This window comes from Sideroxydans sp., from assembly GCF_054604835.1.
Map to the genome: position 1 here is coordinate 1 of NZ_JBTSFG010000010.1, position 25,183 is coordinate 25,183.

A 25,183-nucleotide genomic window follows, 5' to 3' on the forward strand; every position below is an offset into this window, starting at 1 on the left:
GGATACACGCAAACTCAGCTAAATGGCGTGGCGAGGAGGCTAAATGAACGACCAAGGAAGACGCTAAACTATCAAACACCGGCTGAACGATTTAACCAACTTGTTGCGTCGACGGATTGAATCCGCACCGAGATTGAGACAGGCAGGTTCTCGGCCTTCACTTTATGGTTCGCTAATTTTCGACACCTAATGTGTTCATGAACACGTTCAATCTAAATTGAATCAATTCCTCGGTATGAACACAGTTTATGTACAGTCACCAATCAAGTTAACTAGACAAATGCACTAAATCCTTTATTAATCATTTTGATAGGTCTGGATTTTAGTTCATATGTACATTTTCCAGTTCTTAGAAGTCAAATGAAGGGGGCGATAGGACAATATCAAGCAGCTCTTGTGAACTCGATTTTCCTTGCTTGCATCAATTCGTCTCCGGCGGCTGCACGATAGGCAGCCAAACCCTGAACGCGGTGCCTTTACCCGCCTCACTCTGCACCTCGATCCGGCCGTGGTGTTTCTGCACGATGCCGTACGACAGCGACAGCCCCAGTCCCGTGCCCTTGCCGACCGGCTTGGTGGTAAAGAACGGGTCGAATATCTTCTGCAGGTGTTCGGGCGCGATGCCGCACCCAGTGTCGGCGATCTCTACCCACACCTCGTCGCCTTCGCGGCCGGTGCGCAGGGTGATGGTGCCGCGCTCCTCGATGGCGTGGGCGGCGTTCACCAACAGGTTCATGAACACCTGGTTGAGCTGCGATGCCAGGCACTCCACTTCCGGCAAGACGCCGTACTGCTTGACCACTTCCGCTTTGTATTTGATCTCGTTGTTGACGATGCTCAGGGTGCTGTCCATACCGTGGTGCAGGTCGGCATAGCGCCATTCGTCGCTGCTGTCCGCATGCGAGAAGTCTTTCAGGTTCTGTACGATCTTCTTGACCCGGGTGATGCCGTCCTGCGATTCGTCCATCAGCGCGCGCAGGTCGGTCTTGGGATAGGCGAGATCCAGTTTCTGCTTGGCCGCCTGTAGACGCGCCAAAACTTCTGGGTCGGTGATCGCCCCTTCCGCCTGCTCGTACAGTTCGATCATGCCGAAGGCGTCATGCACGTATTTTTTCAGCATGCCCAGGTTGGAATACACGTAGCCGATCGGGTTGTTGATCTCGTGTGCCACACCCGCCGCCAGCTGACCGATGGAGGCCATCTTCTCCGATTGCAGCAGTTGGCTGTGCGCATCTTCCAGTTTCCTGATGAGGATATCCTGCTCTTCCTGTTTCTTTTGCAGGATATGTTCTATGCGCCGGTGCTCCGCCAGTTCCTTGCGCAGTCCGCCATTGGCCTCGGTCAACTCTTTCGACATCAAATCAAGGGAGCGTTCGATCAGCAGGCGATCGGCATCGGCGTTGTCATAAGCCTCGTCCACAGCGGCGATGAATGCCGCAAGCCCCGCCGGCAGTTCGGCCGGATCTCCGAGGTGACGCTTGATCTGGCGTGCGAGCAGCCTGTGCATGGTTCATCGCTCCGAGAAAGTGGTGATCGTCATAGTCTGGTTGTGCAACTCGCATTTGGTGAACGCACCGTACGGACAGATCTCGCCGTAGGAATAAAAGCCGGCGAGCACAGTGTCTTCGCCCAGCACCTCGCGCACGCCTTCCACCTCTTCCTCCACACGCTGTTTGAGCACCAGCTTGCGTCCCACACAACTGACTAGCAGAGCCAGTTCGGGGTTGGACGCGCCCAGCGTCTCGCTGGTGGCGTGCGCCGCATCGGCTGCGCCGTCGATGAGGCGTTCGAAGTTGGCCTTCATCAGACGCGCATAGCCCCCTTCCGGCATGTCGCCGGCGAAGGTCATGCTTTGTTCTTCCTCGTTTATCACCATGACCGAACGCACCAGGCCGTAGCCCTCGCCGTCGGTGCGCAGCGCCAGCGGGAACAGCAGGGCTTCCGCCGGCCCGGCCGCATGTTCGCCCAGATATCGTTTGTACAATTCAAGGGCGGATTGCCCGTCCAGTTCATACAGCACGTTGCCTTTCGAGCGCGTGATCAGTCGTTCCGCGCCGAAGGAGTCCCAGCCACCGAGGGAGCCATAACCGACCTTGAGGCGATCACCGTAGAAACCCAGCGCGGCGATCATGCCTTCGGCGGGCGGGCCGTCGGCACAGACCAGTGTCTGTTTGAAGTTCGCGCCGTCGCCGGCCATGCCGCCGGTCACGGCCACGCCCTGCGGTAGGTTCTCGCGCAAACCGCGCGCCAACTCGGTGCCGTTGACCTTGAGCCCGTCCGACAGCACCAGCACATGCACCAGTTGCGGCTGCACCAGATCCTGCGCCAGGCGCTGGCCGGCATGCGCGCTGTCTGCGCTGCCGTTGACGGTCGTCTGCGCCAGCTTGATCGCGGTATGCTCGAAACGGACGGCGGTCACGACAAGCGAGTCGTCGCGCACGCGGGTGCCGCAGATCTCACCCGAGGTGGAACACCCGAGCAGCGGGGCGGCGGGATAGAACGCACGCACCTCGTCCATCCGCGCGGCATCGGCCAGCACATGGCCCGCGCCGAAGACCAGCACCAGCGAGGCATTACCGTCGACGGTGGCCGCCGATTCCTTTTGCCAGCCGTCACTGGCCGTCCAGTATTGCTGTTCGATGTACATGATCGCCCTCCGTTGGAGTTGATGGAAAAGCGGGCGTCAGACGCTACGCCTGTCCCGGCCTTTTTTCATAGACATACAGGGTCAATTTGTCGCCCTGTTGTTCGAAGTTCCTGATCTGCCCGATCAAAAGTTCGTCCAGCCGGTAATCCTTGGACAACAGCAGTTCGCCTTGTTTGGTCAGCAGATCGCGCGAAAGCACCATGCCGGGCCTGAGCTGCTCCGGATGCAGCGCCAGTTCCGGCCGCACATGGGCAGTTTCAGTGTTCGCTCCCATGACGCTGATGAAAGCATCCACCACCGCCGGATCGTAACGCCGCCCGCGGCCATCCTGGATGAACAGCAGCGCGTCGGCCTGTTTCAGATGCTTGTTCAACATCGTGCCGATCTGCACCGAGTCGTATTCGTTGGCCACCGCGATGATGCGCGCGCCCAGGGGGATCTCCAGCCCGGCCAGTCTGTCCGGGTAGCCGGAGCCGTCGAAATGCTCGTGGTGGCTGCGGATCAGCTTCGCGGCATTGTGCAATTGTTCCAGCGCCATCAGCGCCGTCTGCCCTTTGGCCGGATGTTTGATCACCGCGCCCCGCTCCTCGGCGGTCAGGGTCGAGAACGGCTTCACCAGCAGGTAGTCCGGAAAACCGATCTTGCCGACATCATGCAACAGCGCCGCCAGGAATACGTCCTGCACGTCCGGTTCCTTCATCTCCATCTGCCAGGCGATGGCTCTGGACAGTTCGGCGACCCGGCGCGAGTGCCCCGCCATGCCGCCCTCGCGCATCTCGATCAGGTTGGAGAACACCCGGATCGAGGTGATGAAACCCTGCTTGAGCTTCTCGTGTGCGGCTTCGAGGAAACTCATGGTCTGGCGCAGTTCCTCGGTACGCGCCTTGACCTTCGTTTCCAGGCTGGCGTTCAGCTCCTTCAGCTCCTCGTTCTGCCGGTAGGTCAGTTCTTCCAGTCGCTGCTTGTCCCGCTCCAGCTGTTTCTGATGCAGCGCGTGCCGGATCGTCAGCGTGATGTCGTTGTCTTCCCACGGCTTGGAGACGTAACGGTAGATATGCCCCTTGTTGATGGCCTCGATGGTGGCGTCTATCTCGGCATAGCCGGTCAGCAGGATGCGCAGCGTCGCCGGCCATCTTGCACGGACCTGCTCCAGGAACTGCGCGCCGTTCATTTCCGGCATGCGCATGTCGGAGACCACCAGGTCGACGGGCTCGCGCTGCAGGATCTCCAGTCCCTCGGCGCCGCTTTCCGCCGTGAGGATGCGGTAACCGAACGGGCGAAACAGTCGCTTGAGGGAGGACAGGATATTCGCCTCGTCATCGACGAACAGTATCGTCGCTGTCGTGTCTGGTGTCTCGCTCATACGCGCCCCGATCGTGTGTGCCGTTGCATATTCGATATCCTTTTCCCCGCTGCTGCGGCTGACGTGATCATTCCGTCCTGTTGCGCGCTTGCTCAACGGGCAACCATACGCGGAAGGCCGATCCCCTGCCCAATTCACTCTGCACTTCTATCCGGCCGTGGTGTTTCTGCACGATGCCGTAAGACAGCGACAGCCCAAGCCCTGTCCCCTGCCCCACCGGCTTGGTGGTGAAGAAGGGGTCGAACAGTTTCTTCAGGTGTTCCGGGGCGATGCCCTTGCCGGTATCCGCCACTTCCACCCATACCTCATCGCCTTGCCGTCCGGTGCTGACAGTGATGGTGCCGCGCTCCTCGATGGCGTGGGCGGCGTTCACCAACAGGTTCATGAACACCTGGTTGAGCTGCGATGCCAGGCACTCCACTTCCGGCAACTCGCCGTACTTTCTGACCACTTCCGCCTTGTATTTGATCTCGTTGTTGACGATGCTCAGGGTGCTGTCCAGTCCGCGGTGCAGGTCGGCGTAACGCCACTCGTCGGCGCTGTCCGCGTGCGAGAAGTCTTTCAGGTTCTGCACGATGTTCTTCACGCGGGTGATGCCGTCCCGCGATTCCTCCATCAGCGCGCGCAGGTCGGTTTTGAGAAAGGCGATGTCCAATTTCTGCCTGGCTGTCTGCAGGCGCGCCCGCACGGCCGGGTCGGTGAGCGCGTCTTCCGCCTGTTCGTACAGTTCGAGCATGCCGAAGGTGTCCTGCACGTACTTTTCCAGCGTGCCCAGGTTGGAATACACGTAGCCGATCGGGTTGTTGATCTCGTGCGCCACGCCCGCCGCCAGCTGGCCGATGGAGGCCATCTTCTCCGATTGCAACAGCTGGTTGTGTGCGTCTTCCAGTTTCTGGTTGAGCTGTTTCATCGCATGGATGTCCGCCTCCAGCGCCTGCTTGGCCTGCTCCAGCTCGGCCGTACGGTCACGCACGCGCAGTTCCAGTTCCGCCTTGCTGTCGGCCAGTGCCGCGGTGACCGCCAGCAAGCGCGTGATGTCGGTGCGGATGGCGATGTACTGGCGCGGCAGCCCCTGCTCGTCGAGCAGGGGCACGATGGTGGTCTCGACCCAGTAATGTTCACCGTCCTTGCTCCGGTTGCACAATTCACCCTGCCACACGTTGCCGGCAGAGATCGTTCTCCACATGTCGATGTAGAGTCCGTCCTCGTGCATGCCGGATTTGAGAATGCGGTGGTTCTGCCCGAGCAGTTCCTCGCGCCGGTATTTGCTTGCCTTGCAGAATTTCTCGTTCACGTAAACGATTTGCCCCTTGGCATCGGTGATGCTGACGATGGCATGCCTGTCCAGTGCGAACTTGAGGGAGCGCAACTCTCCCAGCGAAGCCTGCAACACCTTCGCGTCATGTGTGCGCCGGCGCAGTTGCGCCACCATGGGCCGGAACAGGAACAGATACAGCGCGGGCGAGATCAGCACGACCAGCATGGCCGCATCGGCGAACGCCTCCTGCAGCATGGAAAGCGGCGGGAGATAGTTCAGCAGCAGCATCACCGACGCTTCGGCCGCCACCACGGACAAGGCGATGACCAGCAGGATCAGGGCGGGAGAATTCTCCAGCAGGGATGCGCTGCGCTTTGAAAGATCCATGGTCTCCGTTGCCTCCTCGCAATATCCTTGTGCATCAATCCTGCGTCGCCAGCATCAGTCTTGCCGTGGCATCCAGTTGCTGCGGCTGCGGCAAACAGACCTCCAGTTCCGGCCAGCTCAGTTGCAAACTCTCGCGCAGCGTTTCCGGCAGACTCTCGATCAGCGCCTCGCCGCCCGCGCCGCGCTCCAGTTCCACCGCGATATGCACCATCGCGGTCACCGCCTCGAACGGCTCATGCGCCGGCGCGCGCCAATAGCGGATGGCATGTTCCAGTTTGGCCGGAAAATTCCAGCGCCTGGCCATATCCGCACCGATCTCGGCATGATCGAATCCCAGTTCTTCCCGCTCGCATTCGAGCAGATCCCGGCCGGAAGCCGCTTGCTGCGCCAGTACGTCGGCGAACTGTTCCGGCATGCATACATCCAGCACCAGTTGGCCGACATCGTGGAACATGCCTGCGCTGAACGACATCGGCCGCTCATTGCCCAGACATTGCGCCAACGCCTCGGTGTAGGTCGCCACCCGGAAACTGCGCAGCCAGTAGGCATGGCGGTCGAAACCCTTGCCCGCGGCGGCGGGGAAGGCGCGCATGAAGCCCGCCGACAGCACCAGCGAACGGACGGTGTCGAAGCCCAGCACCGTCACCGCTTCCTGGATCGAACCGATCTCGCGCGGCAGGCCGTAGAAGGATGAGTTCGCCACCCGCAGCACTCTGGCGCTCAAGCCCTGATCGAGCGCGATCTTGTGTGCCAGAACAGCGCTGCCGATCCGCTCGTCATTGAAACTTGCCAGCACCTCCTGCACCACCAGCGGCATGGCGGGCAACTGATGCAGGCGGTCGAGAATCGCGTTCTTATCCATCGTAATTCGCGTAGTCATATTGGTTCGGGCCAAATTTCGGAATGATTAGTTTCATATGCCGGCATCGATAACGAGAACGAAGCCTTTTGATAACGAAAACGCCCCCATCCTGCAGCACCAGCAGCTGGCTTGCCGACCATCGTCCAAACGGTACGGGTATTTTTCATCCGGCCTGTCGCATTCCGCGCCCGCCATGCACGCCAGCAATTCGGGCGGGATGACGTCGCTGGCCGTCTCGCCCAGCAAGGCACGCGCTCCCTGCTGCGAGAACAGGCTGTGCGCGGCCCGGTTGGCAATGGCGATCACACCGTCTTCGCCAATGCCGATGACTGCCACCGGCAAGTGTTCCAGCACTTCCTGCGACACCCGCAGCACGTTCAGGTTGCGCATGACTTCACTGGTTTTCTCCTCCACCCGCCGCTCGAGCTCATGGTTGATGCTCAGCAACTCTGCGTTCGCGCGCTGCAACTCCTGCGCCAGCCGGACGTTCTCCATTTTCAATTCGTAGCGCTGGAACGCCTCTTCCACGTTGGCACGCAGCAGTTCGTCCTCCCATGGTTTGGTGAGGAACTTATAGACCGCACCGCGGTTGATGGCGTCGGTCACCGAGTTGAGTTCGGTGTAACCGCTCAGAACGAGGCGCACGGTGTCGGGATACAGTTCGCGCACCCGGCCGAGGAACTCCACTCCGGTCATACCCGGCATGCGCTGGTCGGAAATAATCACGCCGACCTCGTTCTGCGCCAGCAATTCCAGTCCCGCCTCGCCGCTGTTCGCGCGCAGGATGCGGTAGCCATCCCGGCGCAACAGGCGCAGCAGGGCGGAAGTGATGTTCTCCTCGTCGTCGACCAGTAACAGTGTGCGTTCCATCACACCTCCAGTGGCAAACTCAGGGTTTCGCCGTTTTGCAGTAAACGTGTCATTTCCGCCGCGGACACCGGCCGGCTGAACAGATAGCCCTGTATCTCGTCGCATCCCATCTCGCGCAGGCGTGCAAGTTGCGTTGTGGTTTCCACCCCCTCGGCGATGACGTTCATCCCCAGGCTGTGCCCCAATGCGATGATGGCGGTGACGATGGCTGCATCGCTACGGTCGCTGGACAGGTCGCGCACGAACGACTGGTCGATCTTGAGGCTGCTTATCGGAAAGCGTTTCAAATAGCTCAGGCTGGAATAGCCGGTGCCGAAGTCGTCGATGGAGAACTCTATTCCCGTTGCGTGCAGTTTGTTCAGCGTGTCTATCGCCCCGGCCACGTTGTGCATCAGCAGACTTTCGGTCAACTCCAGTTCGATCATCCTCTGCGCGGGGTCGATGCCGTACTCCTCCAGGATGGCGGTCACCACCCCGGCAAAATCCGGCTGCCTGAATTGCAGTGTGGACAGATTGACCGCGACATGGAAACCGGAAAGTCCGGCCGCTTGCCATGCGCGCGCCTGCTGGCATGCCGTGCGCAGCACCCAGTCGCCCACCGGCACGATCAGGCCGGTCTCTTCCAACAACGGGATGAACTCGCCAGGAGAGATCAGGCCGCGCTCCGCGCTCTGCCAGCGCAACAGCGCTTCCATGCCGATGATCTTACCGTTCTCCAGATCGACTTGCGGTTGGTAATGGAGCACGAACTCTTCGCGCTCCAGCGCCCGGCGCAGCCCTGTCTCCAGTTGGAGACGCTGCCATGCCGAGGCGTTCATGTGGGCGGCGTAATACTGGAAATTGTTGCGACCCTCGGTCTTAGCATGATGCAATGCCGCATCCGCATTCCTGAGCAACGTCGCGGTGTTCGGCCCGTCGAGTGGATACAGGCAGACGCCAATGCTGAGTGTAACGAATATCTCGCTGTCGCCTATCGATATGGGGTTCTGCGCTATCGAATCGATTATCTTCTGCGCCACGTCGCCGGCGTCATGTGCGGCTTTCACGCCCGTCAGCACCACGCCGAACTCGTCGCCGGCGATGCGCGCCACGGTATCGCACGCGCGCACCTTGCCGACCAGCCTTTCCGCCACCACCTGCAGCAGCTGGTCGCCCATGGGGTGACCGAAAGAGTCGTTGATCTGTTTGAAGCGGTCCAGGCCGACCGCCAGCACGGCCACCATGCGCTCTTCCCGCTGCGCGCGGGCCAGCTCCTGATCCAGACGGTCGACGAACAGCAGGCGGTTGGGCTGGCCGGTCAGGGCATCGTAATGGGCGATATGCTCGATCTGGCTGTCCTTGTACGCCACCACTTCCGCCAGCTCAAGATTGACCCGCGCCAGCAAGTCGTTCGCGGCCTGTATCTCCTGCAGCAGAGTCTCCTTCTCCCACGCCAGTTCGTGGTGCCTGAAGGCTTCCAGCACCTCGGCCCGCAACGTTTCGTTGTCCCATGGTTTGGCGAAGAACTTGTAGATGGCACCGCGATTGATGGCATCCATCACCGCATCGAGATCGGCATAGCCGCTCAGCACGATTCGTATGGTGTGCGGATAGAGTTCCTTCACCCGGGTCAGGAACTCCACGCCGGACATCTCCGGCATGCGCTGGTCCGAGATGATGACGCCGACTTCGTGTTGCGCGAGCAGCGCCAGACCTTCCTTGCCGCTGCTCGCGGACAATATCCTGTAACCGTCTTTTCTCAGGACGCGCGCCAACGCGGAAATGATATCCGCCTCATCGTCGACCAATAACAGTGTGCGTTCCATACCCCTCCCGCAATACATGCTTAGGTCACACTCTATCACGTCATTCGCCGCCTATTAACGCCACGCGTAGCAATGCGCAAACTCTCTTGCAGGGGGCAGCATAACGGGCAAAAGTATTTGGCGATTCCGTTTCGCCGTATCTAGTCATAGCGGCAGGGGTTGGGTCAGATTTAAACGCAATTCAACAATATGTGGCAAACCAACTGGCAAACTCTTGGGGACTTGGGGGAGGTAGGATTAGCTTCTAGTGAATTAAGGAAGTGAGCACGCCTGAAGTGATGCAATGAAAATGAAAAAAGCCACGCAAAAAATAAAAAACTGCTACAGCTAACGCTGCAACCGCCTGATATTAAAACTAAATTTGTGCGCCCGAAGAGATTGGAACTTCCGATATTGATTCAATAGCAGACGAAAGCTCAAGTGACTGATTCGGCCGCAATGGCCGAGCTCCTGACTAGGCCACCTTCTCGCCCATATCGGTCAGTTGGTGTGCTGCTTATCAGCAGCCACTTCCAGTGGCCGTCATTGACCTGCTTGAAATGGTTGTCTATATAAACTCGGTTGCGGTTGGTCAACTTTAGCAAGTTAATAACTACGGAAGCTGGGTACCAGACATTGCCAAGATCTAACGGTTTATGTTTGTATCGCCCACGAAGCAGTCCAAGCAACCTTGCGTAGACTCGCTGAGAATAGGCGGTCAGAAAGGTCTCATTGGTTCGTCGAGAGAGCGGATGCGAAAACAGTCATCGCAGAGACGAAGCGTCCCTGGTCCAGCTGCTGGCATACTCACCAAGACGTAATCACGGGCCGGATCATCCGCACAGACACTGCACACATCTGAACCTCCCGCCCTCTGAATGGCTGCTTCCGACATTGCAGCCTGCTTTGGATCCCATTCTCGTAGCGAAGCAAACCACTCATGTGTGTGTGGACGGAGGAGTTTTGGAGGTGCCGGCTCGCGTAGCCCCTTACTCTCAAGCCAAGCAGTTGCTGCATTGATGCGCCGAGCATGAAGTAGGGTCAGGATGTCGTACAGATTCACCATCAGGGCAAAGTATTGGCGAGGGTGCAACGTATTCAAGGTCACGTAGCCCGCGTGGTTCAGGATAAATCGGTTTGGGCTCAACTCCTCGTCTGCCAGCACAACTTCGCAGTACCTCTGCTTGCGTACATCCGAGCCGTTATACCCCTCCACCATGGCAACGTGGTACTGCCAAGAATTCCTTTCGAGCTCATCTCTCCACAGTTCTAAATACCTTGAAGATCTCAGTGCTTGCACAAGTTGAGCATCTCCCTTTGGATGCTCTACCAGGTAAGCATCGATATCGTTCAGCGACTCGATCTCAGGGGACAGTTTGCGGGCCTCCTGGAGCAAGGCGTTGGTTGAATCGCGCATAGCCTGGACACTGTCAATATCCTCACACCGGTCAGCCTCTTCTTCTGGACTGAGATTCCTAAGCACATTTGGAACTTCAACAAGCGCGGCGCTATTCAAGAGCTCTCCTGGGTGGCAGAAGTCGGCATCCGATACTAGGTTCACGCCGGCATCGCGGTAGGCTTGCGCGACTAAACGCGAGCAGAACTGCCTTCGGCCTGCCACGAAACCCGCCAACACGCTCTTTGCAGCGCCGGCCACCGTATATCGAGTGCCAACCGCAGCTCTGGCGAAGAAGATGACAGAGCGTAATTGATCAGTCGACAGCGGCTTCACAGGTCGAAGCACATGACCTGCACATCCTGGCTCAAGAATGATTCGCCCAAGGTTACGTGCGTGAACACCGTCGCTTGTGGAATCGATCACGCTCGACGTATCCACACAAATCATGGCGTGGGAGATGTCCGTGCCGGTGAACTTACGTATCGTTTGGCTCATCGGGTCGGGCGTGGTCGTCAAGACAACATCGCCGGGCTGGATGAGGTCGGCGACGAATACCCTAGGCCGCAATTCAGATTCACTCATTTCACAACTCCGATTGACCAACGATTCGGTACCGGTACTGAACGATGGCCACAACCCAGAAGGCTTTCATGCCTGCTTGATTGAACCCGTTTTGCATCTCCTTGTAGTTGCAATAAACAGTTCCATGCGCCCTTCCTGCCCCCGATAAGCTTCAGCGACCGCCTAGCCTACCTTGAAACAGGCTCACCTTAGACCGGGTCGCACTGAATGAACTGCACGAGTGTCACAACGGCATGTCCAGCCATCCGCGCGTAGCTCAGCCTAGACTCGCCGGTGGGGTGGTCCATGTAGGCCACCATCTCGATAACGGTCGCATCTCTGCACCGTTATCGCATTTAACGCTTATCCCCGCGCCCGATCCTGATTCAACTGCACCGCATTGAGGTTCTGGTTTGCCTGCCCCAACGCCATCAAGCTGCTGATACTCATGTCCTTGAAGGATGAGCTGCCCAGTGCGGCATCGTCGCCGTCATCCACATGGGCTGTTGCCAGCGTCTGTGCCGCGTTCCAGTGCTGGATCGTGCTGTCCGCCGCCCAGGCCTGATCAAAGGCTGCGACCACGGCACTGAAGTCGTACTGGTCGAGCGTAGTCTTGATCTCTTGATGGTCGGACTTATGTTCAGACTTGCGTTTCGACTTTTCGTCGAACTCGGCAACCGCTTGGGAGATGATATCCAGCGTGAGCACGCTCTTGTAGTTGGCGGTGGTGTCGTACCAGTTACGCAGGGTGATCTGATCGGCTGCGCCGACTTCCAGGATGAGGTCGTTAGCATTTCGAGTCAGGGCAAGGTCGGCCATCTGGATGCCGTCGGTCAGGATCAGGGTGTTGTCCGTCCCTTCTCCACCGTAGACCGTGTCCTGCCCATCGCCGCGCCCGAATAGGATGCTGTCCGCGCCGTTGCCGGTGTGGACGATGTCATTCACGCTACTGCTGACGATGATCTCGTCCTGCGTGGTGTCTGGGACGGCGTGGTGGTCATGCTCGTCATCATCATGCTCATTGTCATGATGCTCGTCATCGCGATGTTCATCCTGTTCGTGCTTGCCTGTGTTGAGGGTGAAGACCTGCGAGACGCTGGCGCCGGCTTGGTCGGTAGCGGTGAGCAGGATGTCGTAGCTGTCCGAACCTTTTGCCTTGCCACTGAAGGTGCCAGTGGCGGCATCAAAGCTGAGCCATTCCGGCAGTTCCTCGCCGTTGGCAAGGGTGGCGCTGTAGCTGAGGCTGTCGCCATGCACGATGTCCCAGTCGTCGAAGGTGCTGGCCGGGATGGCGATGCTGAAGCGTTTGCCGTTGTCGACACGCTGATCGGCCATATGCGCCGTGACGATAGGGGCGTCGTTGACGTTCTGCACGTCCAGACTGAAGGTGCTGGTGGCAGTGGCTCCGTGGAGGTCGGTAGCTGTTACCGAAACATCCATAACCCCAACGTCCCAGTTGGAGGGGATGCCGCTGAAGGTCTGTGTGACGGCATCGAACTTGAGCCAGTCTGGCAGAGCAGATCCATTAGACATGGCGGCCTGATAGCTCAGCACATCACCTTGGTCGATGTCGGTGAAGGTACCGTCCGGCACACGATAGCTGAAGGCCTGGTCTTCCAGAGTGCTGGCATCGGTCAGCGGTACAGCGACGATTGGGGCATCGTTGGTGCCGGTGATGCTGACGGTCAGGGTTGATGGGGTCGAGGTGATGCCATCGGTGGCTGCGTAGTCGAAGGTGTCGGTAACGATCTGACCTTGGGCCAGAGATTGAACGCCCTGCGAGGCATTGTCCAGAGCGTAGCTGTAGCTGCCATCGGCATTCAAGGTGAGCGTGCCGAACTGGCCGATGAAGACGCCAGCGTTGGCGACCTGCAATACCGTTCCTTGGTCGATGTCGCTATCGTTGGAAAGCACGTTGCCGGTGGCGGTGATACTTAAGTCCTCCTGTACGGCGTTCACATCCGCAACGACTACCGGGGCATCATTGGTACCAGAGATGCTGAAAGTGAGTGAGGAAGGCGTTGAAGTTATGCCATCCGTTGCCGCGTAGTCGAATGTATCGGTGACGACTTGACCTTGGGCCAGAGATTGAACGCCCTGCGAGGCATTGTCCAGTGCGTAGCTGTAGCTACCATCGGCTTTCAGAGTCAGGGTGCCAAACTGGCCGACGAAGACGCCTGCATTGGCGACCTGCAGCACAGTGCCTTGGTCAATGTCGCTGTCGTTGGTCAGGACGTTGCCAGTTGCCGAAATCACCACATCTTCTTGTACGGCGGCGGTATCAACAGTGGTGATCGGTGCATCGTTGGTACCCGTGATGCTGACGGTCAGGATCGATGGTGTTGAAGTGATGCCATCTGTCGCGGCATAGTCGAAGGTGTCGGTTACTACCTGCCCTTCGGCTAGAGACTGAACACCGTAAGAGGCATTGTCTAGCGCGTAACTGTAGCTGCCGTCGGCGTTCAGCGTCAGCGTGCCGAACTGGCCGACGAAGACACCCGCGTTGGCGACCTGCAATACCGTGCCTTGGTCGATGTCGCTGTCGTTGGTGAGGACGTTGCCGGAGGCAGTGATATTCAAATCCTCCTGTACAGCATTTACATCCGCTGTAACCACAGGTGCATCGTTTGTGCCAGTAATGCTGACGGTCAGGATCGATGGCGTGGAGGTGATGCCGTCTGTTGCCGCATAGTCGAAGGTGTCAGTAACAACCTGGCCTTGAGCCAAGCTCTGAACACCGTAAGAGGCGTTGTCCAGTGCATAGCTGTAGCTACCATCTGCATTGAGAGTGAGCGTGCCAAACTGACCGACGAAGGTGCCCGCACTCTCCACACTGAGTACTGTGCCTTGGTCAATGTCATTGTCGTTGGCAAGCACATTGCCGGTCGCAGAGATCGCTACATCCTCTTGCACAGCGTTCACATCAGCCGCAACCACAGGCGCATCGTTAGTGCCTGTGATGCTCACTGTCAGAGTCGAAGGCGTTGAAGTGATGCCGTCCGTTGCTGCGTAGCCGAAGGTGTCGGTGGCGACTTGGCTTTGAGCTAGAGACTGAACGCCAAGTGAGGCGTTGTCCAGTACATAGCTGTAGCTGCCGTCAGCGTTCAAGGTGAGCGTGCCGAACTGACCCACAAAGACCCCGGCATTCGCCACTTGCAATACGGTGCCTTGGTCGATGTCGCTGTCGTTGGCAAGCACATTGCCGGTTGCAGAGATCACTACATCCTCTTGCACAGCGTTCACATCCGCAACGACTACCGGTGCATCGTTCGTGCCGGTGATGCTGACGGTCAGAGTCGAAGGTGTGGAGGTGATGCCGTCGGTTGCTGCATAGTCGAAGATGTCGGTGACGACTTGGCCTTGGGCAAGAGATTGGACGCCAAGTGAGGCGTTGTCCAGTGCGTAGCTGTAGCTGCCGTCCGCATTCAACGTCAGGGTGCCGTACTGGCCGATGAAGACACCCGCGTTGGCGACCTGCAATACCGTTCCTTGGTCAATGTCACTGTCGTTGGTCAGGACATTCCCTATCGCGGAAATGTTGATATCTTCCTGCAATGCAGTTGCATCATCAGCCACAGTGATCGGTGCGTCATTCACACCAGTGATGGTGACGTTAACCAATGTGCTGTCTGTTTCGCCTTTGCGATCACTGATGGTGTAGCCGAAGGTGTCTGTGACGGTCTGGCCTTGGGCAAGGGATTGGTAGCGCTGTCCAATGTCCAGAACGAGATTGCCATTTGCATCGTGTGCGACGGTGTTGCCCAGTGCACTGACGGCATCGAATCCTGCCAAGCTGATGACGTCACCCGTGTTCGGGTCGGTGTCGTTGGCAAGCAGTGTCGAGACCGGGATGGCAGTCTGTGCGGTATCTTCGTCAACGGTGATGTCATCCGGATTCGCGACTGGTGGACGATTCAACAGGCCTTCAATGCCGACTGCGTCCAAGAATGAGCCATCTGCGAATTCGATACGTTGCACACCTTGCCCTTGGGCGAACCAGTTGGTCAGTGTGATGGAGTCGGTCGTACCCATCACACTGATCAACATGTCGTTCCCGACACGGAATCCTTCGAGATTGACTTCGATCAGGTTGCCGCCCACAAAGAGCGTATCGAGACCCGATGCATCAACAATGGTGTCGGCCCCGTCACCCAGGTTGAATTCGTAGCGATCATTACCTGCACCACCCATCAGCGTATCGTTGCCTTGTCCACCAATCAGGGTATCCGCCCCTGCTCCGCCATCCAGTACGTTCGCACTGCTATTGCCAGTGAGGATATTATCCAGCGCATTGCCGCTTGCATTGATGGAGGCTGCGCCCGTCAGGGTGAGGTTCTCGACGTTGTCGGAAAGGGTGTGAGTGACGCTCGATTGAACGGAGTCGATGCCCGCGTTCATGGCTTCTATTACAACATCACCTGTGTCGTCGACGATGTATGTGTCATCACCTGTTCCACCGGCCATAGAGTCTGCGCCAACACCACCATTGAGGGTGTCGTTGCCAGCATCACCGATCAGTGAGTTGTTGCCAGAATTACCGATAATCTCGTTGTCGAGCGCATTTCCTGTACCACTAATATCGGCAGTGCCATCGAGGACAAGATTTTCGATATTAGCCCCCAGCGTGTAATTTGCACTGGCTTGAACAGTATCGAACCCCTCACCCGCAGCTTCAACAATCACGTCACCCGTGTTATCCACCACATACGTGTCATCGCCTGCGCCGCCCGACATCGTGTCTGCACCGGCTCCACCATCGATCAAGTTGTTGCCGCTATTGCCGACGATTACGTTGTTCAATGAATTCCCCGTAGCGCTGAGCGAATCTGCGCCTGTGAGAACGAGATTCTCCAGATTGTTGCCGAGGGTGTAACTGATGTTGGATTGAACCGTGTCAGTACCAGCGTTCAATGCTTCAGTTACCACATCGCCTGCATTGTCCACGACATAGGTGTCATTACCTGCACCACCTGCCATCGCATCTGCGCCAGCGCCACCATCCAACACGTTGTTGCCGTTATTGCCAGTGATCGTGTTGTCGAGTGCGTTGCCCGTGCCGTTGATCGCAGCCGTCCCGGTAAGGGTTAGGTTCTCGATATTGTCGGCAAGCGTATAAGTCGCGGACGAGTTCACGCTATCGGTTCCCTCACCAGCGTTCTCCACAATCACATCGGCCGTGTTGTCTACGTAATAGGTGTCATTGCCCCCCAGGCCGGCCAGCACATTAACGCCGCTGTTGCCTGAGATGACGTTGTCCAACGCATTGCCGGTGCCATCGATGGCAGCTGTGCCTGTTAGCGTGAGATTCTCGACGTTGTCAGAGAGCGTGTAAGTGGCGCTGGACTGTACGCTATCCGTACCGGAATTGAATTCTTCCACTATGACATCACCGACGTTGTCCACGACATAGGTGTCGTTACCCGCACCACCGGACATCGTGTCTGCACCCGTGCCTCCGTTCAGCACGTTGGCTGCTGCATTACCGATGATTATGTTGTCGAGCGCATTGCCTGTGCCGTTGATCGCGGCGGCACCCGTCAGAGTTAGGTTCTCGACGTTTGCAGTCAGTGTGTAACTGATGCCGGATTGAACCTGATCAATACCCGCATTCAACGCTTCCGTCACCACGTCGCTGGCGTTGTCCACCACGTAGGTATCGTCACCCGCTCCGCCCGCCATGCTGTCCGCACCTGCCCCACCGTCCAACACGTTCGCGGCTGCATTGCCCGTGATCGTATTATTCAAAGTATTGCCGGTGCCGTTGATGGCATCCACCCCAGTGAGAGCGAGGTTCTCGATATTCGCACCCAGGGTGTAAGTGATGGACGACTGAACCGTATCAGTGCCGGAGTTTGCTGCTTCGGTCACTAGGTCGCCGATATTGTCCACTACGTAGGTGTCGTTGCCTGCACCGCCCGCCAGGCTGTCAGCGCCGGTGCCACCATCAAGTGTATCGTTGCCAGAGTTGCCGGTCAGACTGTCGTTGCCCTCCAAACCGGACATGACGTTGTTACCTGTATTGCCCACAATCACGTTGTCCAGCGCGTTGCCAGTTCCATTGATCGATGCCGTACCGGTCAGAGTGAGATTTTCGACGTTGTCCGTCAGCGTGTATGTGACGCTGGATTGAACGTTGTCGACACCTTCAGCAAGATTTTCGATAACAAGGTCGCCGGCATTGTCCACGACAAATGTATCGTTCCCGGTGCCACCCAGCATGGTGTCCGCACCCGCACCACCATTTAGCGTGTCATTACCTTCCAGACCCGTCAGCAGGTTAGCACCGCTGTTGCCAAGGATGACGTTATTGAGCATATTGCCCGTACCGTCGATGTTGGCCGCTCCGGTCAGGGTGAGGTTCTCGACGTTGTCGGTCAGCGTATAAGTGATGGAAGATTGAACAAGATCGACACCCTCATTCAGATTCTCTGTAACCAGATCGCCGACGTTGTCCACCACATAGGTATCGTCGTTCAAACCACCGGACATCGCATCTGCGCCCACACCACCGTCCAGAATGTCGTTGCCTGCCCCACCTAGCAGCGTGTCATCACCCGCTCCAGCATAGAGCGAATCAGCACCTGCACCGCCATCCACGATATTGTTCGCAGCGTTGCCCGTGATGATGTTGTTGAGTGTATTACCCGTACCGTCGATGACATCAGCGCCGGTCAGGGTCAAATTCTCGACATTGGCGGTGAGCGTGTAAGTGATGGACGATTGCACCAGATCTGTTCCCGCATTCACTGCCTCGGTCACCAAATCGCCAACATTGTCCACCACGTAGGTGTCGTTGCCCGCGCCGCCCGCCATCGCATCCGCCCCCGTGCCACCGTTCAGCGTGTCGTTGCCGGAATTGCCGGTCAGGCTGTCGTTGCCATCCAGGCCAGACAGCACATTGTTGCCGTTGTTGCCCACGATCACGTTGTCCAGCGCGTTGCCCGTGCCGTTGATCGAAGCCGTACCGGTCAGGGTGAGATTCTCAACGTTGTCCGTAAGCGTGTAGCTGATACCAGACTGCACATTGTCGATACCTTCGCCAAGGTTCTCAATGACGATGTCACCCGCGTTATCCACCACATACGTGTCATCGTTCAAGCCACCCAACATGGTGTCTGCACCCGCACCGCCATTCAACGTATCGTTACCTTCCAGACCCACCAAGGTGTTGTTGCCTGTATTTCCAAGGATGATGTTGTTGAGGATGTTGCCCGTGCCGTTGATCGCAGCCGTACCGGTCAGAGTGAGGTTTTCGGTGTTATCCGTGAGCGTGTAGGTAATGGACGACTGTACAAGATCCGTGCCTTCTGCGAGGTTCTCCACGACAAGATCGCCGACGTTATCCACCACATAGGTATCATCGTTCAAGCCGCCCTGCATCGTATCCGCATCTAGGCCGCCATTCAGCGTATCGTTGCCCGAACCGCCCAGCAGCAGATCATTTCCCTCGTTGCCGTAAAGTCCGTCATTGCCGTCGCCGCCAATTAGCGTGTCGTCGCCTGTGCCTGCATAGATCGTGTCCGCGCCCGCGCCGCCGTCCAGCACATTCGCCGAGGTGTTGCCGGTGATGATGTTGTTGAGCGCATTGCCGGTGCCGTCAATGCTGTCCGCGCCGGTCAGGGTGAGGTTTTCGACGTTCGCGGTGAGCGTGTAAGTGATGCCGGATTGCACCAGATCGGTTCCAGCGTTCAGCCCTTCTGTTACCAGATCGCCCGCATCGTCCACTACATAAGTGTCGTTTCCCGCACCGCCCGCCATTGCATCCGCCCCCGTGCCACCGTTCAGCGTGTCGTTGCCGGAATTGCCAGTCAGGCTGTCGTTGCCATCCAGGCCAGACAGCACATTGTTGCCGTTGTTGCCCACGATCACGTTGTCCAGCGCGTTGCCCGTGCCGTTGATCGAAGCTGTGCCGGTCAGAGTGAGATTTTCGACGTTCGCTCCCAGCGTGTAAGTGATGGAGGACTGCACAGTATCGACACCTTCATCAACATTCTCCGTCACTGCGTCGCCCGCGTTATCGACGACATAGATGTCGTCGCCTGCATTGCCAGCCATGCTGTCTGCGCCCGTGCCGCCATTCAATACATCGTTCCCGGTATCGCCGATCAGCGTATCGTTTCCTGCCAAACCGTACAAACCGTTGTTGGCCGTGTTGCCGATCAGAGTGTTGTTCAGTTCGTTGCCGGTCGCATTGATGTTGTTCGCGCCGGTGAGAGTGAGGTTTTCGACATTGGAAGCCAAGGTATAGCTCACAGAAGAGAGCACGGTATCGATACCCGCATTGAGCGCCTCGACCGTCTTGTCACCCACGTTGTCCACGATATAGGTGTCGTTGCCCGCCCCGCCCGTCATGGTGTCAGCGCCTGCTGCGCCATCCAGTACGTTTGCACCGCTATTGCCGGTGATCGCGTTGTTCAGCGCATTGCCCGTGCCGTCGATGTTGGCTGTGCCAGTGAGGGTGAGGTTTTCGACGTTATCAGAAAGCGTGTAGGTCGCCGAGGCAAGCACACTGTCTGTGCCTTCGTTGACGTTTTCTGCGATGACATCGGCTGTATTGTCCACATAGTAGGTATCGTTACCGATACCACCCGCCATTGCATCCACACCCGCGCCACCATCCAGCGTGTCGTTACCCGCCATGCCACTCAAGACGTTGTCGCCAGCATTGCCGGTGATAAGGTTATTGAGCGCGTTGCCTGTGCCTGATACTGCGCCGCCCGCGAGGGTGAGGTTTTCCACATTGTCCGATAGCGTGTAATCCGCCGAAGCGATCACGCTGTCCGTCCCGTCGCCTGTCAGTTCGACTACCGCGTCTGCGGAATCGTCCACGATGTAAGTGTCATTTCCCGCACCGCCAGCCAAGCTGTCCACTCCCGCACCGCCGTCCAGCACATTGTTTCCGGCCGTACCGACGAGGCTGTTATCCAGTGCATTGCCGGTACCGTCCAGATTCGCCTCGCCAGTCAAAACGAGGTTTTCAAGATTGGCTCCCAAGGTATAGGTAATGGAGGACTGCACGGTATCCGTGCCAGCACCGGTAGATTCATTCACCACATCGCCGACTTCATCCACGATGTAAGTGTCATCACCCGCGCCACCCGACATGCTGTCCGCACCGAGACCACCGTCCAGCAGGTCATTGCCCGCACCACCGATGAGCGTGTCGTTGCCTTCCATACCATTCAGGATATTGCCGCTGTCATTGGCGGTGATGACGTTGTCCAGTGCGTTGCCGGTTCCATCGATCGCGGTCGTGCCGGTAAGGGTGAGATTCTCGACGTTGTCGCCCAACGTATAGGCGATGGAGGACTGCACGGTGTCCATGCCTTCGGCAAGATTTTCAGTGACGACATCGCCGATGTCATCAACGATGTAGGTGTCGTCGCCCGTGCCGCCGGACAGGGTGTCTGCGCCTGTGCCACCATCCAGCAGATCGTTGCCCGCACCACCCACCAGCGTGTCGTTACCTGCCAGAGCGGAAAGGATGTTGTCGCCTGCATTGCCAGTGAGGGTGTTGTTCTGCGCATTGCCTGCGGCATCGATATTCGCCGCACCGGTTAGCGTAAGATTTTCCACATTGTCCGAGAGCGAGTACGCCACCGAGGCAAACACGCTGTCGTCACCCTCACTTGCGTTCTCGACCACAATGTCTGCGGCATTGTCCACTATGTAGGTATCGTCACCCACTCCAGCGGCCATCGTATCTACACCGGCACCGCCATCCAACGTGTTATCGGCACTATTACCTGTGATGTTATTATCCAGCGCATTGCCAGTGCCGCTGATCGCAGCCGTACCGGTCAAGGTCAGGTTTTCAACGTTATCGCTCAAAACATAACTGACACTGGCTTGAACAGTGTCCGTGCCTTCTGCGGCATTTTCGACAACCACGTCTGCCGCGTTATCCACGATATAAATATCGTCACCTGTCCCGCCCAGCAGGGTGTCAGCACCCTTGCCGCCGTCCAGCGTGTCGTTGCCTTCCAGCCCAATGAGCGTGTTGGCAGCATCGTTACCGACGATGACGTTGTCGAGCACGTTGCCGGTGCCGTCAATGGCAGGATGCGTTTGCCCTGCAATGCCGGTCAGCGTGAGGTTTTCTACGTTATCGGTAAGGGTGTAGGTGATGCTCGACTTGACCTGGTCGATGCCTTCGCCTGCGTTTTCAATGACAAGGTCGCCCGCGTTGTCCACCACGTAGGTGTCGTTGCCGGTGCCACCCAGCATGGCGTCCGCGCCCGCGCCACCGTCCAGCGTATCGTTGCCTTCCAGCGCAGTGAGCGTGTTGTCGGCGATATTGCCGGTGATGACGTTGTCCAGCGTATTGCCGGTGCCATCGATGGCAGCCGTTCCGGTGAGAGTGAGATTGTCGAGGTTGTCCCCCAGCGTCCAGGTCAGATCGCTCTTGACGGTGTCGATGCCCTCACCTACCGCTTCAATGGTGGTATCGAGCAGGTTATCCACCACGTAGGTGTCGTTGCCCGTGCCGCCGATCAAGGTATCCGCACCGATGCCGCCATCCAGCGTATCGTTGCCCATATGTCCGGTCAGCGTATTGTCGTTGCTGTTGCCGGTGATGACGTTGTTCAGCTCATTACCCGTACCCGTCAGAGAAGCTCCTTCAGTCAGAACCAGGTTTTCTACGTTCGCACCCAAGGTGTAGTCGAAGGGGCTGATGACGGTGTCAGTGCCTTGGTTCCAGTATTCGGTGATGGTGTCGCCCAGATTGTCGAGCAGGTAGGTGTCATTTCCGCCATTGCCGTACATGGCATCCGCACCCACACCACCATCGATCATGTTGCTGCCATGATTCCCGACAATAACGTTGTCCAGCGCATTCCCCGTTCCAGTGATGCTGCCTGAGCCAATGAGGGTGAGATTCTCTACATTGTCGCCCAAGGTATAGTTGATAGTGGATTGAACGGTATCCGTACCCTCGCCCGCCAGCTCCACGACCACATCCCCTGCGCCGTCCACCACATAGGTATCGTTGCCGGTTCCACCGATCAGCGTATCTGCACCACCCATGCCGTTCAGTGTGTCGTTGCCCTCCAACCCGGTGAGGGTGTTGGCGGCATCGTTGCCGATGAGCGTGTTGTCCAGCACGTTACCCGTGCCGCTGATTGCCGCTGCACCGGTCAGGGTGAGGTTTTCGACGTTATCGGTGAGTGTGTAGGTGATGGAGGAATTTACGAGGTCTATGCCTTCGCTCGCGTTCTCAACAACGAGATCTCCAGTGTTGTCCACAACATAGATATCATTGCCCGTGCCGCCCAACATCGTATCCGCCCCCGCGCCACCATTTAGCGTGTCGCTGCCCGCCAGACCAGACAAAATATTGTCGTTCGCGTTGCCGGTGATGACGTTGTTGAGTTCATTACCCGTGCCATCCACTGCATTGGCACCGGTCAAGGTCAGGTTCTCGATATTGCTACCGAGCGCATAACTCAGATCGGTATAGACCGTGTCTGTACCCTCTCCCGCTTGCTCAGTAACGGTGTCGGCCAGCGTATCCACGACGTAGGCATCATTACCCACCCCGCCCGCCATCACATCTGCACCCGCGCCGCCATCCAGCGTGTCGTTGCCCGCATTGCCGATCAGCGTGTCATTGCCATCCATGCCTTGCAGGTGATTGTCTGCCGAGTTGCCGGTGATGATGTTGTCCTGCGTATTGCCAGTACCGGCGATCGCGCCGCTGCCAACGAGGGTGAGGTTTTCGATATTGTCGCCGAGGGTGTAGCTGGCGCTAGCCTCCACTACGTCCACGCCCTCTCCGGCATTCTCGACAACGACATCAGCTGCACTGTCCACCGAATAAGTATCGTTGCCGAGGCCGCCACTCAGGGTGTCCGCACCTGTGCCGCCCAGCAGCCAATCGTTGCCTTCACCGCCGATGAGTGTGTCGTTGCCCGCACCGCCCACCAGAACCTGGTTGATCGGCACACCGCCCGGAGTAGTAGCCAGCGCGGTGAGCACGTCGGCATCAATACTTCCCAGTTGCAAAGTGGTGAGATCGAAGTTGCGCCCATCGGCGAAGGTGACGGTGTCGAGCTTGTTTTTATCAGACGAGAACCAGTGCGCGACGGTGACGCTGTCCCGACCGTTGATGTGGCGGAACACCAGCGCATCGCCTTCCATCGCAATGCTGATGTCGCCCACCGTGATCGGCAATTGATTGGTGAGTGCAGTGCCTGCGCCAAAATGCAGCGTGTCTACGCCGGTATCACCTTGCGTTTCGAGAATGGTGTCCGCGCCGTCACCTGCGTTGAAAACATATGTGTCGTTGCCCGCACCGCCATGCAGCAAGTCGTTACCTGTGCCACCGACGAGCGTGTCGTTGCCATCGCCGCCAAGCAACCAGTCGTTACCCGCGCCGCCGGAAATCGTATCGTCTGCCGCTTGACCGACGAGTAGATCGTTATAGGATGCAAAGCCACTGAGATTGCCAGAGCCCGTTTGGATACCACCTAAATCAGAGCGGGTGATGTAGTAATAACTGCCGGAGTTACCACCACCGAGCATGGTCTGATGCTGAAACCCGAACTCGGCCAGTGTGTCGGCCACGGCACGCCGGGCTCCATTTCGGGCCAGCAAAGCTTGGTACTCCTGTTGCTGCAAATTGTATTGCTGTGTCAGCGCAGCATAGTTTTCGGGGACATAGTTGCCAATCATGGGCGGTATCGGCGGATTACCTTCAAATTCAAAACTGCCGATTTGAGCCGCCCAATCTGTCAGCAACGCAAGTCCATCCCACCCCGCGCCTTCGAGGGTGTCGCCCATCAGTCGGCGCATATCCATCAGGTCGCCCACGGCTGTGTTGGCGTTGCCTGCCTGCGTGGCATCCAAATGCGCATCCACTGCACTGAAATCCAAACTGAAATTCCCCTCCGCATCCAGCGCCAGGCTGATGTCGTCCAGATAAGGTTTCAGGCGAGTCTGAGGTATCAGCGCGTCATACACCGATTCCCTGAGCGCTGTGTAGGCGCGATCCAGCAACGCAAGCTGCGTGCTGTTCATGCTGATGGTGATGTGGTTGCCGCTGACACTCATGCCAGTAACGCCGCTTTGGGCGTTGGTGTTGTCCCACGGCATGCTGTAGAAACTTCGGCCGTTGAAGGTTTCGAGGACGTGCAATTTGTGTTGCCATTCTGGTCCGAGGTTGCTGGTGAGGGTGTAGCCGTGCGCGGCGGCTTGGGTGACCATGTCTTCGAAGCCGCTGGTGGCGGCCCAGTCGGTGATGAGTGTGTCGAGTTGAGCGCGTTGTTCGTTGCGGGTGGTGCTGGCGGAGAATTGTGCGAGGGCCATCGCAAGGGTTACACCTTCTGCAGTCTGGATGCTGGCGGCTTCGCGCAGGTCGCGCACGGCCCCACTGCCCTGCATGTCCGGCAGGGTTTCGGTCTGCGGAGTGAGCGGAATGGTGTCGGCGAAGGTGCGGTGGAAGGTGTCCACGGCGAGATTGACATCGGCCATGCCGGCGGTGACACCTGCGGTGCCGGTAGTGCCGTCTGTTTTGGTATAGGTGCCGGTGTCGGCGATCTGGTTCCCGTTGGCGAGTAGCTGGCTGTGCGCAACGTTGGCGACGTTGAAGCTTTCAATACCGAGTTCGGCGAGGGTCTTAAGTTCGCCTGTCTGTGAAACACCGTCCTGATTCAAATCCTGCCAGACGCGCAGGTTGGCGAAGTTTGCATCGGCGGAATTCACTACGCCGTCGGCGTTGGTGTCTTCCTGAGCCAGTGCCGCAAAACCATCGGCAGTCTTGCCGGTGGTTGGTGTTGTGGTTCCAGCTTCATAGGCAGGTGTGGCATCGCCAAACAATTCCGTGCCGTCGTTGATGAGGCCGTCGCCGTTGCGATCCAGCGTGAGAAAACCATCCGATGGCGCAACCCAGCCGACACTGCTCTGCACACCTTCGCCGGTCAGGTCGAAGTAGACGGGATTCGCGGCGTTGATGGGAAGGGTTTCGAGGCCGTTGCCGTTGAGGTCGAGGGTTAGGGGGTCGCGGCGGGGGATGAAGCGTTGGGCGGCAGCAAAAAATGAGCTTGCACTTGA

Annotated in this window: 9 protein-coding genes; all 9 read right to left on the reverse strand. The window is 58.0% G+C overall.

Annotated features, from left to right (window positions below; all coding sequences use genetic code 11):
- Window positions 1-421: 421 nt before the first annotated feature.
- Complete coding sequence (locus tag ACYCZ5_RS13010) at window positions 422-1,507, reverse strand: ATP-binding protein (protein ID WP_461545231.1); 1,086 nt, start codon at window positions 1,505-1,507, stop codon at window positions 422-424.
- A 3-nt stretch (window positions 1,508-1,510) separates the two neighbouring features.
- Window positions 1,511-2,647 carry an FIST signal transduction protein gene (locus ACYCZ5_RS13015; protein ID WP_459720681.1) on the reverse strand — a complete coding sequence of 379 codons (1,137 nt, stop codon included), beginning with the start codon at window positions 2,645-2,647 and terminating at the stop codon, window positions 1,511-1,513.
- A gap of 43 nt (window positions 2,648-2,690) precedes the next feature.
- Complete coding sequence (locus ACYCZ5_RS13020; protein WP_461545232.1) at window positions 2,691-4,010, reverse strand: HD domain-containing phosphohydrolase; 1,320 nt, start codon at window positions 4,008-4,010, stop codon at window positions 2,691-2,693.
- Window positions 4,011-4,077: 67 nt separating this feature from the next.
- Window positions 4,078-5,655, reverse strand: coding sequence for an ATP-binding protein (locus ACYCZ5_RS13025; protein ID WP_459720675.1), 1,578 nt, complete (start codon window positions 5,653-5,655; stop codon window positions 4,078-4,080).
- Between the two features lie 34 nt (window positions 5,656-5,689).
- Window positions 5,690-6,517 (reverse strand): HDOD domain-containing protein, encoded by an 828-nt coding sequence (locus ACYCZ5_RS13030; RefSeq protein ID WP_459720672.1) that lies wholly within the window; start codon window positions 6,515-6,517, stop codon window positions 5,690-5,692.
- Between the two features lie 51 nt (window positions 6,518-6,568).
- Window positions 6,569-7,387 (reverse strand): response regulator, encoded by an 819-nt coding sequence (locus ACYCZ5_RS13035; RefSeq protein ID WP_459720670.1) that lies wholly within the window; start codon window positions 7,385-7,387, stop codon window positions 6,569-6,571.
- On the reverse strand, window positions 7,387-9,192 hold the full coding sequence (locus tag ACYCZ5_RS13040) for a putative bifunctional diguanylate cyclase/phosphodiesterase (protein ID WP_461545233.1): 1,806 nt from the start codon (window positions 9,190-9,192) through the stop codon (window positions 7,387-7,389). The genes ACYCZ5_RS13035 and ACYCZ5_RS13040 overlap by 1 nt, the downstream gene beginning before the upstream one ends.
- Before the next feature lie 697 nt (window positions 9,193-9,889).
- Entirely contained in the window at window positions 9,890-11,152 is a 1,263-nt protein-coding gene (locus ACYCZ5_RS13045; RefSeq protein ID WP_461545234.1) for a YiiX/YebB-like N1pC/P60 family cysteine hydrolase, read from the reverse strand.
- A 342-nt stretch (window positions 11,153-11,494) separates the two neighbouring features.
- Entirely contained in the window at window positions 11,495-25,039 is a 13,545-nt protein-coding gene (locus ACYCZ5_RS13050; RefSeq protein ID WP_461545235.1) for a VCBS domain-containing protein, read from the reverse strand.
- Window positions 25,040-25,183 lie beyond the last annotated feature (144 nt).

What these genes read in the sequence shown, in the direction of transcription:
- ACYCZ5_RS13040 (WP_461545233.1), bottom strand. Translation starts at nt 9,192, where the DNA reads ATGGAACGCACACTGTTATTGGTCGACGATGAGGCGGATATCATTTCC.
- ACYCZ5_RS13015 (WP_459720681.1), bottom strand. Translation starts at nt 2,647, where the DNA reads ATGTACATCGAACAGCAATACTGGACGGCCAGTGACGGCTGGCAAAAG.
- ACYCZ5_RS13035 (WP_459720670.1), bottom strand. Translation starts at nt 7,387, where the DNA reads ATGGAACGCACACTGTTACTGGTCGACGACGAGGAGAACATCACTTCC.
- ACYCZ5_RS13020 (WP_461545232.1), bottom strand. Translation starts at nt 4,010, where the DNA reads ATGAGCGAGACACCAGACACGACAGCGACGATACTGTTCGTCGATGAC.
- ACYCZ5_RS13045 (WP_461545234.1), bottom strand. Translation starts at nt 11,152, where the DNA reads ATGAGTGAATCTGAATTGCGGCCTAGGGTATTCGTCGCCGACCTCATC.
- ACYCZ5_RS13030 (WP_459720672.1), bottom strand. Translation starts at nt 6,517, where the DNA reads ATGGATAAGAACGCGATTCTCGACCGCCTGCATCAGTTGCCCGCCATG.
- ACYCZ5_RS13010 (WP_461545231.1), bottom strand. Translation starts at nt 1,507, where the DNA reads ATGCACAGGCTGCTCGCACGCCAGATCAAGCGTCACCTCGGAGATCCG.
- ACYCZ5_RS13025 (WP_459720675.1), bottom strand. Translation starts at nt 5,655, where the DNA reads ATGGATCTTTCAAAGCGCAGCGCATCCCTGCTGGAGAATTCTCCCGCC.